15 protein-coding genes and 1 riboswitch are annotated in these 12,057 nt (G+C 31.4%); of the genes, 14 read left to right on the forward strand and 1 reads right to left on the reverse strand.

Going from position 1 to position 12,057, the window contains the following annotated elements; all coding sequences use genetic code 11:
* Positions 1-75: 75 nt before the first annotated feature.
* The 10 genes from pepV (at position 76) to K292_RS0108565 (ending at position 8,663) form a co-directional block, all read left to right on the forward strand.
* Positions 76-1,527 carry a dipeptidase PepV gene (gene pepV / locus K292_RS0108515; protein ID WP_027399481.1) on the forward strand — a complete coding sequence of 484 codons (1,452 nt, stop codon included), beginning with the start codon at positions 76-78 and terminating at the stop codon, positions 1,525-1,527.
* 22 nt (positions 1,528-1,549) lie between these two features.
* A riboswitch (FMN riboswitch) is annotated at positions 1,550-1,680 on the forward strand.
* Positions 1,681-1,811: 131 nt separating this feature from the next.
* Positions 1,812-2,354, forward strand: coding sequence for an ECF transporter S component (locus tag K292_RS0108520; protein ID WP_245570846.1), 543 nt, complete (start codon positions 1,812-1,814; stop codon positions 2,352-2,354).
* Between the two features lie 47 nt (positions 2,355-2,401).
* Complete coding sequence (gene tsaE, locus K292_RS0108525; protein WP_037372883.1) at positions 2,402-2,827, forward strand: tRNA (adenosine(37)-N6)-threonylcarbamoyltransferase complex ATPase subunit type 1 TsaE; 426 nt, start codon at positions 2,402-2,404, stop codon at positions 2,825-2,827.
* Positions 2,828-2,884: 57 nt separating this feature from the next.
* Entirely contained in the window at positions 2,885-3,631 is a 747-nt protein-coding gene (tsaB, locus tag K292_RS0108530) for a tRNA (adenosine(37)-N6)-threonylcarbamoyltransferase complex dimerization subunit type 1 TsaB (RefSeq protein ID WP_027399484.1), read from the forward strand.
* Positions 3,624-4,070, forward strand: coding sequence for a ribosomal protein S18-alanine N-acetyltransferase (rimI, locus tag K292_RS0108535; RefSeq protein WP_027399485.1), 447 nt, complete (start codon positions 3,624-3,626; stop codon positions 4,068-4,070). The genes tsaB and rimI overlap by 8 nt, the downstream gene beginning before the upstream one ends.
* Before the next feature lie 65 nt (positions 4,071-4,135).
* On the forward strand, positions 4,136-4,348 hold the full coding sequence (locus K292_RS0108540) for a hypothetical protein (protein WP_027399486.1): 213 nt from the start codon (positions 4,136-4,138) through the stop codon (positions 4,346-4,348).
* A gap of 15 nt (positions 4,349-4,363) precedes the next feature.
* Positions 4,364-5,380 (forward strand): tRNA (adenosine(37)-N6)-threonylcarbamoyltransferase complex transferase subunit TsaD, encoded by a 1,017-nt coding sequence (tsaD, locus tag K292_RS0108545; protein WP_027399487.1) that lies wholly within the window; start codon positions 4,364-4,366, stop codon positions 5,378-5,380.
* A gap of 32 nt (positions 5,381-5,412) precedes the next feature.
* Positions 5,413-7,362 carry an ABC-F family ATP-binding cassette domain-containing protein gene (locus tag K292_RS0108550; protein WP_027399488.1) on the forward strand — a complete coding sequence of 650 codons (1,950 nt, stop codon included), beginning with the start codon at positions 5,413-5,415 and terminating at the stop codon, positions 7,360-7,362.
* 161 nt (positions 7,363-7,523) lie between these two features.
* Positions 7,524-7,751: an acyl carrier protein gene (gene acpP, locus K292_RS0108560; protein WP_027399489.1), complete on the forward strand. Its 228-nt coding sequence runs from the start codon at positions 7,524-7,526 to the stop codon at positions 7,749-7,751.
* 270 nt (positions 7,752-8,021) lie between these two features.
* Complete coding sequence (locus tag K292_RS0108565; protein ID WP_027399490.1) at positions 8,022-8,663, forward strand: redox-sensing transcriptional repressor Rex; 642 nt, start codon at positions 8,022-8,024, stop codon at positions 8,661-8,663.
* Between the two features lie 121 nt (positions 8,664-8,784).
* On the opposite strand, the gene K292_RS0108570 is transcribed toward K292_RS0108565, so the two are convergent.
* Positions 8,785-8,955, reverse strand: coding sequence for a DUF362 domain-containing protein (locus K292_RS0108570; protein WP_027399491.1), 171 nt, complete (start codon positions 8,953-8,955; stop codon positions 8,785-8,787).
* 143 nt (positions 8,956-9,098) lie between these two features.
* Here K292_RS0108570 and K292_RS0108575 point away from each other — a divergent pair, with 143 nt between their 5' ends.
* The 4 genes from K292_RS0108575 (at position 9,099) to K292_RS0108590 (ending at position 12,045) form a co-directional block, all read left to right on the forward strand.
* On the forward strand, positions 9,099-9,902 hold the full coding sequence (locus K292_RS0108575; protein ID WP_027399492.1) for an Asp23/Gls24 family envelope stress response protein: 804 nt from the start codon (positions 9,099-9,101) through the stop codon (positions 9,900-9,902).
* A 42-nt stretch (positions 9,903-9,944) separates the two neighbouring features.
* Entirely contained in the window at positions 9,945-10,844 is a 900-nt protein-coding gene (locus tag K292_RS0108580) for a DNA-3-methyladenine glycosylase family protein (protein WP_037372885.1), read from the forward strand.
* A gap of 16 nt (positions 10,845-10,860) precedes the next feature.
* Entirely contained in the window at positions 10,861-11,547 is a 687-nt protein-coding gene (locus tag K292_RS0108585) for a DUF554 domain-containing protein (protein ID WP_027399494.1), read from the forward strand.
* A gap of 225 nt (positions 11,548-11,772) precedes the next feature.
* Positions 11,773-12,045: a co-chaperone GroES gene (locus K292_RS0108590; RefSeq protein WP_027399495.1), complete on the forward strand. Its 273-nt coding sequence runs from the start codon at positions 11,773-11,775 to the stop codon at positions 12,043-12,045.
* Positions 12,046-12,057: the final 12 nt, after the last annotated feature.

Raw genomic sequence — 12,057 nt, forward strand, 5'->3', positions numbered from 1 at the left:
CATGGTATAATACTTTATAATAAAAAAGTAAAATTAAAATATAATATAAAATATTTAAATATGGGGGGAATGGATTTGAATTATATAAATTTAATAGAAGAAAACAAAGAAGATATGATAAAAACCTTAAAAGAACTTATTTCTATAAGAAGTGTTGTGAGTGAAGCAGAGGGAGATGCTCCATTTGGAGGGGGTGTACAGGAAGCTTTTGAATATATGCTTAAAAAAGGTGAAGAAGAAGGCTTTGATGTACTGAATGTGGATAATTACGGTGGTCATATTGAATTTGGTGGATGCGAATTAGATGAAAATTTTGAAGTTATCGGTAAAAATGAAGAAACAATGGGAATTATAGGCCATTTGGATGTGGTACCTGAGGGTAAAAATTGGGATTATGATCCTTATGGAGGAGAAATTGCAGATGGTAAAATGTATGGCAGAGGAACTACAGATGATAAAGGACCAGTAGTAGCTGTTTTTTATGCAATGAAGGCGTTAAAAGATTCAGGTATAGTACCTGAAAAAAAGGTGAGACTTATTCTTGGATTAGATGAAGAAACTGATTGGAAGGGTATGGACTATTATTTAAATAAAGTAAAAGCACCGGATTTTGGATTTTCCCCCGATGGTGAATTTCCGGCAATTCATGCTGAAATGGGTATTCTTACCTTTGAATTAGCAAAGAAATTAGGAAAGTCTCAGAAAAAAGGCATAGTTATTAGAAGTATTTCAGGAGGAAACGCCCCTAATATGGTTGCTGACAGTGCAAGAGCTGTAATTCGTGCTGAATCATATGAAGATATAGAAAAAAAGATTATATTATTTAAAGAAGCAACAGGTTTTAATCTAAATATAAAACGTGTAGGGAAAAGCATTGAAATAACAACTCAAGGGGTATCATCACATGCCGCAAGACCGCATAAAGGTCTAAATGCCATATCTTGTATGATGGCATTTTTAAAAGAGCTTGAAATAGAAAATGATGATATGAACGATTTTATCCAGTTTTATAATAACCATATTGGCTTTAATTTACATGGAGAAGAATTGGGATGCGGTTTATCTGATGAAATTTCAGGAAAACTTATTTTTAATGTAGGTATGATAAATGTTGATGAGACAGTAGCAAGACTTACTATTAATATCAGATATCCTGTTACTTTAGACAGCGAAAAAGTATATGACTCCATGATGCCTGTTTTAAATAAATACAATGTAGGAGTAATAAAACAGAAACATCAAAAACCTATATATTTCCCTGAAGATGATCCTATGATTACGACTTTAATGGATATATATAAAAAGCATACAGGAGATAATGAAAGCAAACCTATAGTAATTGGTGGAGGAACATATGCAAGGGCTGTAAAGAATACCGTAGCTTTTGGTGCAACTTTCCCAGGAGAACCGGAACTAGCACATCAGAAAAATGAGTGTATTTCAATAGAAAACTTGATCAAGATGACCAAGATATTCGCAGATGCAATAAACTCACTTGCAATGGGTGTTGACACAAATAAAAAGTAATAGTAATATAATAATTGAATTAAATCTGTTTCAGGGCGAGGTGTAAGTCCTCACCGGCGGTAATGGGTATTATAGCCACAAGTCCGCGAGCTAAATGGCAGAATCGGTTAGATTCCGATACCGACGGTATAGTCCGGACGAAAGAAACGCAGTTTAAAAATTATTTTTGTGTGCGTAAACCTTGAAATTTCTTTTCAGGGTTTTTTTATTTCAGAAAAGTAACAGACTACCTGACAGATTCCCAATAATAATTTTGCATATATTGCATGAGGAGGAATTTGAAAATGAATAATAATATGAACAAAAAAACTGTAAAACTTATAAAAATGGCTATGCTTGCAGCCATATCCCTAGTGCTAGTATTGATTGTCAGAATTCCATTTCCACCAATGCCAGTTCTTGTTTATGACCCAGCGGATATTCCGATTTTTATCGGTGCATTTGCCTTTGGCCCTTTAGCAGGATTTCTGATTACTGTAGTGGTAAGTTTTGTACAGGCATTTGTTTTGGGTGGAGATGGATTGATCGGATTTTTTATGCATGTAGTTGCTACTGGTGCATTTGTATTAGTAGCGGGAAATATTTATTCAAGAAATAAAACTAGAAAAACTGCTGTAATTGCATTAATTTGTGGTACAATAGTTATGACTGCTTCTATGATGTTTTGGAATGTTCTTATTACGCCACTGTATTTACCAGTATCGAGAGAATATGTTATTGCAATTCTAGCTACGGTAATTTTACCGTTTAATCTGTTAAAAGCAGGAATAAATTCAATAGTTACATTTGTAGCATATAAATCGATAGCTAAATTTTTGCATAAATAAATATATTTATATGAAAAATATAAAATCGTTAAATGGACTATATTAATATGATTAAAATTATTAAAAATGAACAAGATACAAAAAAATTCGGTTTGGAATTGGCTAAAGAGTTAAAACCCGGAAGTGTTGTTGCTTTAACAGGAGATCTGGGAACAGGAAAGACCACTCTTACAAAAGCCATAGCTGAAGGGCTTGAAATTAGGGAACTGATTACAAGTCCTACTTTTACTATTGTTCAAGAATACTATGGAGGAAAATTACCTCTTTATCATTTTGATGTGTACAGAATATGTGATACAGAAGAAATGTATGAGTTAGGGTACGAAGAATATTTTTTTGGACAAGGAGTCTGTATAGTAGAATGGGCAGATTTAATAATTGATTTGATTCCGGAAAATGCAGTCATTATTAATATAAAATATGGAAAAACCCCGGAAGAACGTATTTATGAAATTAAAAATTATAATGCATAAATAATAATATAAAATAAAAATATATAGTAATTATAAAAAATAAACAGGAGCCTTAATATGAATATCCTTGCTATAGAAACTACAGGAGCAAATGCATCTGTAGCTGTAATAAATGAACAAAAAGAAGTTTTTTTTGTAAGTTCACAAGATAATTTGAATCATCTGCAAAATTTAATGCCAATGATAGAAAAATTATTGGAAAATTGTCGATTGACATTAGGCGATATAACTTGTATTGCAGCGTCTGAAGGTCCCGGTTCCTTCACCGGAATTAGGATTGGAGTGTCATCTGTAAGAGCAATGGCTCAATGTTTAGAGATTAATACTATCAGTGTTCCTACACTAAAATCTTTTGCTTATAATATATCTTATGAATATGATGGTATTGTTTGCCCTATTTTAGATGCAAGGAGAAATCAGGTTTATGGTGGTGCATATAAGTGGGATGAAGAAGGGAATTGCATAGAGATTATTCCTGCATCAGCATATGATTTAAAGGATTTATTAAAGAAATTAATGCCATTTACATTGGATAACGAAATAACTTTTTTTGGTGATGGAATAAAACCATATGAAGAAATAATAACTGCTTGGAGTAAGGAATTACAAGATATATCGTTTAATAACAATATGCGAATTAAATTTGCAAATGATGACATAAGATTACAAAATGCAAAATCTGTTGCAAAGCTTGCATATGATATTTACAAAGATGACGGTATGAAAAGTTTTTGGGATTTAAAACCTGTTTACATGCGAAAAGCAGAAGCCCAGCGTAAGCTGGAGGAAAAATTAAATGGATAAATATACAATAAGAAAAGCAGAAGAAAAGGATATTGATGAAATATCAAAACTTGATGAAATTTGTTTTACCATACCTTGGAGTAAAGAATCTATTGAAAAAGAGATTAAGGAAAATAAACTGGCCTTGTATTTAGTAGTTGAAGTTAAAAATAGAATTGCAGGGTATGCAGGTCTTTGGATGATTGTAGATGAAGGTCATATTACTAATGTTGCGGTACACCCTGATTGCCGTAAAAAAGGCATTGGAGAATCTTTGGTTTTAGAAATATTCAAAGAAACAAGAAAACAAGGAATAAAAAGTTATACTTTAGAAGTGAGATTTTCCAATTTTGCAGCTATCCATTTATATGAAAAATTAGGATTTAGAAAAGCAGGAATAAGAAAAAAATATTATGAAGATAATGGAGAAGATGCTATAATAATGTGGCGAAATGAATAGAATGACTTTTCGATACAGATACTAATTGTAAATAAATTATAACTAGGATATCTGGAGGAAAAATCATGATTACAAGAAACAATTATTATGAGGATAATGATTATGATCGCAATGAAGATATGAGTATTACAGCATCTCACTGCAGTCGATTTTCAAGGAGACATGATGTAAATACATTTAATATGACTAATTATCAGTCTTGCGAGAATTGCAGGCATTTGACAGCAGATAATCAGTGTGCTGCCAAAATGCAAAATACAATATCAAATATAGAATAAAAATTAGGAGACAAGATGAAAGACAATAAATTTTTGACTATGGCAATTGAATCAAGTTGTGATGAAACTTCAGTAGCTTTGCTTACAGAAGGAAGAAATGTATTATCTAATGTTATATCATCACAAATAAAAGTCCATCAAGCATTTGGTGGAGTAGTGCCAGAAATTGCGTCCAGACATCATCTTGATAACATTAATACTGTTTTGAAACAAGCATTGGATGAAGCTGATGCACGCCTTGATGATGTAGATCTGATAGGCGTTACATACGGACCTGGTCTTGTGGGTGCATTGTTAATTGGTTTAGCCACAGCAAAGGCAATATCTTTTTCAAAAAAAATACCACTTGTGGGAGTACATCATATACAGGGGCATATAAGTGCCAATTATATAGAACATAAGGATTTAAAACCACCTTTTATGGCTTTGGTAGTATCAGGAGGGCATACAAATATTGTAGATGTAAAAGGATATAATGAATATGAGGTTTTAGGCAGAACAAGAGATGATGCTGTGGGAGAAGCCTTTGATAAGGTGGCAAGAGTTTTGGGACTTGGATATCCTGGAGGACCTTTAATTGATAAAATTTCTAAAAAGGGAAATCCACATTCAGTGGAATTTAAACGTGTATATTTAGAAAAAGATAGTTTAGATTTTAGTTTCAGCGGAACTAAAACAGGCGTTCTAAACTATTTGAATTCACAAAAATTAAAAGGTGAAGAAATAGATACAGCAGGAGTAGCAGCCAGCTTTCAATTAGCAGTTATTGAAGTAATAGTAAACAAGGCAATTTATGCTGCGGAAAAAATGAGAAAAAATAAACTGGTGCTGGCAGGCGGTGTTGCAGCAAACAGTCTCTTAAGAGATATGCTTAATAAAGAGTGTAAACGAAAGGGAATTGAGCTTTTTTGCCCTTCACCTGTTCTTTGCACTGATAATGCAGCTATGATAGGATGTGCCGCATATTACAAATATAAAGAAGGTATGGTGGATGATTTAACTTTGGACGCTTATCCAAACCTGCCTTTATAGTTACATAAAAATGAAAAATAGGAAATTAAAAAATGATTATACTTTCAGCAAACAATCTAAGTAAAACATATGGAGTAGATGAAATATTATCTGGAATTTCGTTTCATATAAATTCAGGAGACAGAATTGGAATAATCGGAGCAAACGGAGCAGGTAAGACTACCCTTTTAAATATCCTAGCCGGCAGAATTACTGCCAGTTCAGGAGATTTTTTTATTTCTAATAATACAAAAATCGGATATCTGAGACAAAGTGATAATTTTAACTCTGAAAAGACGGTTTATGATGAAATGATTTCAATTTTTATGCCTCTTATAGAGCTGGAAAAACAAATGGAAGAAATTTCACATGACATTTCTGCGAAATCTGAACAGGGTGAAAATGTTGATAAATTACTTAGTCAATATGATGAATTGCAAGAATATTATAAAAATAATAATGGATATGGGTATAAAAGTGAAATAATCGGCATACTAAATAGCATGGCTTTTTCAGAAGATTACTTTCAAAAAAAGATTTCTTTATTAAGTGGTGGAGAAAGAACAAGGTTGGCATTAGCATCATTACTGCTTAAAAAACCTGATTTATTACTTTTGGATGAACCTACTAACCATTTGGACATTGGTACTTTAAAATGGCTTGAACAATATTTAAAGGCTTATAGTGGTACTATTGTGATAATATCTCATGATAGATATTTTTTAGATCAAACAGCTAATAAAATCTTTGAAATTGAGCATCATAAACTTACTGTATATGAAGGTAATTATACTCAATTTATAGAAAAGAAAAAAATGAGGCAAGTTGAGGAAACCAGACGTTATGAGGAACAGCAAAAGGAAATTGAGAAGCAAGAAGAACTGATTAGAAGATTTAAGCAACATGGGACAGAGAAACTGGCTAAAAGAGCTCAGTCAAGAGAAAAAAGTCTTGATCGCATGGAAAGGCTGGATAAACCTAAAGGAAATTTAGGTAAGATGAAAATTGGTTTTAAACAAAATCATCAAAGTGGAAATGATGTTATTTTTGCTGATAATCTTTCAAAGAGTTTTGAATCAGGAAATGAAAGACGTCTTTTATTTACAAATGTTGAGCTGGATATTAAACGTGGAGAAAAAATTTGTTTGGTTGGACCAAATGGTGTTGGTAAAACTACTTTATTAAAAATCTTAATGAATATAATAGAACCTGACAGCGGTTATTTAAAAATCGGATATAATGTTTCTTTCGGATACTATGATCAGGAGCAAAAACTTTTGAATTATTCAGGTACTGTAATGGATGAAATTCATTCAGAATACAGATTATATACCGAGACTGATATAAGAAACATATTAGGAAGATTTTTATTTAAAAATGATACTGTTTTTAAACAAGTTTCATCATTAAGTGGAGGTGAGAAGGCTCGTCTTTCACTTTTGAAGATTATGTTGTCAGGAGCAAATGTTTTGATTATGGATGAACCGACCAATCATTTGGATATAGAGTCAAAGGAAATTTTCGAAGATGCATTGTTAGATTTCCCTGGAACTGTACTTGTAGTGTCTCATGACAGATATTTTCTTAATAAAATACCTAATAGAATTATTGAATTAAATGAAAAAGGTATAACAAATTATGTTGGCGGTTATGACTATTATATGGATAAGAAGCAATCTTTGGGATCAGGCAAAAATTATTTGGAAAACTTAAATCATAAAGAAGAAAATAAAGATTTGACTGATAAAGAACTTAGGATGGAGCAAAGAAGAAAAAATAAAGAACTACAAGCAATACAACGTAGAACAGAAAGAGAATTGAAATCAGCCGAAGAAAAGATATGCGAATTAGAAAAAGAAATTAAAAGGCTTGAAGCAGAAATGTGTAAAGAAGAAAACTTTAGTAATTATGATAAACTTTCAAAGTACAGCAAAAAAATGGAAGAAACTAAAGAGGAGCTTAGTATTACATATGAAGCATGGATGGCTTTGCAGGATGGTTAAATAAAAAGTACTTTGATTATGAAAGTATTTTTTTAAAAAAAATAAAAATAGTTGTTGCAGATATTAAAACAGTAACTTATAATGGTTTTGACGTTAGAAAACACTAAGCAAATATATAAATTATAAGATACTGCTTGGTAACAATGGAGGTATAACATATGATATTTGAAAAAATAAGAGAAATAATTGTTGAACAGTTAGGAGTAGATGAATCAGCTGTTACATTAGAAACACAACTTATGAAGGATCTAGAAGCAGATTCACTAGACGCAGTTGAAATTATTATGGCGATTGAAGATGAATTTGACATCGAAGTTCCTGATGAAGATGCTGAGAAATTCCAATGTATTGGCGATATCACTAAATATGTAGAAGAAAAAGTAAACTAAAACAGCAGAGGAAAACTCGCAGTAGCGAGTTTTTCTTTTTCTTTAATGTAATTGTAGCATTGCGATATTGTGTAATTAAAATAATGAATTCAGAGTATGTTCGCAAGCTTTAACAATATTTACCGAACTTTTATAGTTGATTGGATAAACTTTTTTCGTTATAGTTTGCAAATAATACTACTGACGCAAATTGTTAAGGCATTATTCTCTTGTAAATGAAGAAAATAATGATATAATAATAACAATTAATAATTAAAGTTAGGGAGTACGATGAAAGAAAATACAAAAATTTCAGGAGCAGTAATTAAAAGACTGCCAAGGTATAGAAGATATTTATCTGAACTAAAAAAGAAAGGCGTAGACAGAATATCATCTAATGAGCTCAGTTCACTTATTGGATACACAGCATCACAAATTCGTCAAGATTTAAATAATTTTGGTGGGTTTGGGCAGCAAGGTTATGGATATAATGTGGATTCGTTATATGAGCAAATAGATATTATTTTGGGATTAAATCATGAATATAAAATGATTATAGTTGGATCCGGTAATCTAGGTCAAGCTATTGCAAATTATACCCACTATTACAAAGAAGGTTTCCGTGTATGCGGTATGTTTGATATTAATCCTAAATTAATAGGTATTAAAATAAATGATATTGAGGTTATGGATTATGATGATCTGTCAAAGTACGCAGAGGAAAACCATATTGACATAGGTATTATTTGTACAAATAAGAGTAGCGCTCAGGATGTGGCAGATAAACTTATGGCAGCGGGTGTAAAAGGCATTTGGAACTTTGCGCCGATGGATCTTCAGATTGATGAAGGTGTTGCTTTAGAAAATGTTCATTTGAGTGACAGCCTCCATTCTTTAACTTATCATATTAACAGAAACAAGCATAGAGATTAATAGATCTGATTAATTGTAATTTAAACCCGCTGTGAAAGAATTTTGCTTATGCGGGTTTTTATTTACAAATAAAAATAACCGTTTCAAAGGAAACGGTTATTCATTCTTCGATAAGGTTAAATTAACCTTCTTGTGGAGCATCTACTGGGCAAGCGTTTGCACAAGCACCGCAGTCGATACATTTGTCAGCGTCGATTACATAGATACCGTCGCCTTCACTGATTGCTTCTGTAGGACATTCTGCTACACAAGCGCCACAGCTAATACAAGAATCTTTAATTACATATGCCATAACATTTTCCTCCTTCAATAGTATAAGCATGTACCATAATTATAGCAGACTAAGAAGCATATAACAATATAATTTTACAACAAATGAGAAATTTCTATATTTTAAATTAAATTTACAAAATTAGTATGATAGGAGTTTTATAAATGAAAGTATATGGATTAGTAGGGAAAAGCGGAACGGGAAAAAGCTATCAAGCTATGAACTTATGCAAAAAAAAGAACATTGAGTGTATTATTGATGATGGTTTGTTTATCTTTGGAAACAGAATACTTGCAGGGATATCAGCTAAACGTCAAGACACTAAAATCGCAGCAATCAAAACTGCTTTATTTACTAATGAAGAACATAGAGCTTCTGTAACAAACAAAATAAAAGAGATAAAGCCGAAGTCAATTTTAATAATAGGTACTTCTGAAAAGATGATTTATAAAATAGTAAAACAACTGGATTTAGAACCTATTGGTGAGATGATATCTATTGAGCATATTACAACTGAAGTGGAACGGGAAATTGCCAGAAAACAAAGACAAGAATTGGGAAAACATGTTATTCCGGTACCTACTTTTCAAATTAAGCATGATTTTTCAGGCTATTTTGTGGATCCGCTGAGAATCTTTCGAAGCTTAGGAGGAAGGGCTTCTTATTCAGAAAAATCTGTAGTAAGACCTACTTTCAGTTATTTAGGTGAATATATAATCTCTGATAAGGTGATTTCTGATATTGTTACATATATTGGCAATACCATAAACGGAATTTATTCTATAATAAGGGTTTCTGTAGAAAGTAAACCTGAAGGTATTCGTATAACTATTTTAATTATAGTAAAATATGGTGCAAAGGTGATAGAGGTTGCAAAAAAACTTCAAAGTGAAGTTGCTATGCAGGTGGAAAACATGACGGCATTTAATATTAAAGGGGTGGATATAGAAGTTAGGGGCTTAAAATAAAATTTAATAAACTATATATGCAAGTAAAAAAGAGGAATAAAAATGTATAATGTATATGAAAAAGACAAGAAAGTGATTGTAGAGGGTATTAAAGATTTTAACTTAGATCATATATTTGATTGCGGACAATGTTTTAGATGGATAAAGGAAAGCGATGATAGTTATACAGGGATTGCATTTGAAAAAACAATAAATATAGCATTTATTCCTGATAGTAAAAATTCCTTTCAAGGGAAAATAATCTTAACTGGCAGCAATATTTCAGATTATGAAAATATATGGAAAAACTATTTTGATTTAGAAAGAGATTATAGCAATATAAAAAAAGCTTTCAGTGAGAAAGATTCTACCATGGCTAAAGCCATTACATATGGACAAGGAATCAGAATTTTACAACAGGATAAATGGGAAACATTGATTTCATTTATTATATCTCAAAATAATAATATCCCAAGGATTAAAAAATGCATAGAATGTATATGCACTTCTTTTGGAAAAAAAGTAGGTGTATTTCAAGGCAGAGAATTCTATTCATTCCCTAGTGCGGAAGTATTATCAAAACTTACACAAGAAGATTTAGCCCACTGTAAATTAGGTTATAGATCTAAATATATTTTAGAAACTGCAAAAATTATAGCAAATGATAACAGTATAACTTTAAATAGCATGGGAGATGCATCTAAAGACGAGGCTATGAAATTTCTATTAAGTTTATGTGGAGTGGGTCCAAAGGTAGCTAATTGTATTATGCTGTTTTCCATGGGAAAATATGATAGCTTTCCAATAGATGTTTGGGTGAAAAGAGTTATGAATAAATTATATGATATAAAAGAAGAGAATACTTCAGAAATGTTAAAATATGCAGAGAAACATTTTGGACAATATGGTGGTATAGCACAGCAGTATTTATTCTACTATATAAGACAGTGTGAAAAGATGTAATAAAGGGGTAAAAATAATGTTAGGAACTATTGTAAACAGTATTGTAATAATAATTTGCTCTTTAATAGGTAAATATTTAGTTAAAGGTCTTCCTTCAAGATTTGAAGAAATAATAAAAAAAGCTATAGGACTTTCTATTATATATATAGGTGTTTCAGGAGCATTAGAAAATGAAAGAGTTATGCTTCTCATAATCAGTATGGTAGTTGGAAGTATTATCGGAGAATTGATTAATATAGATAAGGGTATGAATAATATAGGAGTATGGGCAGAGAAAAAGCTAGGCATAGGAGAAGGTAAATTTGCAAAAGGATTTGTAAACGCAAGCATTTTATTTTGTACAGGCTCAATGGCAATAGTAGGAGCTATGCGAGGAGGTTTACTGGGTAATCATGAAATGCTCTATGCTAAATCCATATTAGATGGGGTAATTGCAATAGTTTTTTCATCAACTATGGGAATAGGAGTAGCTTTTTCAGCAATCCCTGTTTTTTTGTATGAGGGTGGCATCGCTCTTGGAGCAGGATTTATAAAAGACTGGCTCACTCCTCAGATTATAACTGAAATGTCTGCTGTGGGAAGCCTGCTGATTGCTGGTCTTGGATTTAATTTCTTGGAAATAAAAGAAATTAAAGTTGCTAATATGATACCGGCAATATTTATGCCGTGGTTGATCATTACAATAGAAACGATTATAAAATAAAAAAGCCCTGCTAAAAAATGACAAATTTTTTAGAAAACACATGTTAAAATTGGAAATATTAATAAAAAAAGCTTTTAGTAGTATAAAAAATTTTTTTATGAAAATCTATTGACAATAATGAAGGAGTGTATTAAATTATAGTTAGCACTCATCTATAATGAGTGCTAACAAAATATAAATGTTAAAAATAAATTAAAAAATAAATTTCAGAGAGGTGATTTTTAAATGAGTATTAAACCATTAGGAGACAGAGTTGTAATTAAAAGACTTGAAGCAGAAGAAAAAACAAAAAGTGGTATAGTTCTTCCAGGTCAGGCAAAAGAACAACCACAAATGGCTGAAGTCATTAATGTAGGGCCAGGAACTGAAGAAGTTAAAATGGAAGTAAAAGCATCTGATGTAGTAATCTTTTCACAATATGCGGGAACACCTATTAAATATGAAGGTGAAGAATATATTATTCTATCCCAAAGAGATATTTTAGCAATCGTAGGTTAATAATTTTTAATA

Origin of the sequence: Anaerovorax odorimutans DSM 5092 (assembly GCF_000426305.1) — a bacterium.
GTDB lineage: Bacteria > Bacillota > Clostridia > Peptostreptococcales > Anaerovoracaceae > Anaerovorax > Anaerovorax odorimutans.

Excerpts from the sequence above, each read along its gene's own strand:
- K292_RS0108520 (WP_245570846.1), top strand. The coding sequence starts at position 1,812 with ATGAATAATAATATGAACAAAAAAACTGTAAAACTTATAAAAATGGCT.
- tsaE (WP_037372883.1), top strand. The coding sequence starts at position 2,402 with ATGATTAAAATTATTAAAAATGAACAAGATACAAAAAAATTCGGTTTG.
- tsaB (WP_027399484.1), top strand. The coding sequence starts at position 2,885 with ATGAATATCCTTGCTATAGAAACTACAGGAGCAAATGCATCTGTAGCT.
- rimI (WP_027399485.1), top strand. The coding sequence starts at position 3,624 with ATGGATAAATATACAATAAGAAAAGCAGAAGAAAAGGATATTGATGAA.
- K292_RS0108540 (WP_027399486.1), top strand. The coding sequence starts at position 4,136 with ATGATTACAAGAAACAATTATTATGAGGATAATGATTATGATCGCAAT.
- tsaD (WP_027399487.1), top strand. The coding sequence starts at position 4,364 with ATGAAAGACAATAAATTTTTGACTATGGCAATTGAATCAAGTTGTGAT.
- K292_RS0108550 (WP_027399488.1), top strand. The coding sequence starts at position 5,413 with ATGATTATACTTTCAGCAAACAATCTAAGTAAAACATATGGAGTAGAT.
- K292_RS0108565 (WP_027399490.1), top strand. The coding sequence starts at position 8,022 with ATGAAAGAAAATACAAAAATTTCAGGAGCAGTAATTAAAAGACTGCCA.
- K292_RS0108570 (WP_027399491.1), bottom strand. The coding sequence starts at position 8,955 with ATGGCATATGTAATTAAAGATTCTTGTATTAGCTGTGGCGCTTGTGTA.
- K292_RS0108575 (WP_027399492.1), top strand. The coding sequence starts at position 9,099 with ATGAAAGTATATGGATTAGTAGGGAAAAGCGGAACGGGAAAAAGCTAT.
- K292_RS0108580 (WP_037372885.1), top strand. The coding sequence starts at position 9,945 with ATGTATAATGTATATGAAAAAGACAAGAAAGTGATTGTAGAGGGTATT.
- K292_RS0108585 (WP_027399494.1), top strand. The coding sequence starts at position 10,861 with ATGTTAGGAACTATTGTAAACAGTATTGTAATAATAATTTGCTCTTTA.
- K292_RS0108590 (WP_027399495.1), top strand. The coding sequence starts at position 11,773 with ATGAGTATTAAACCATTAGGAGACAGAGTTGTAATTAAAAGACTTGAA.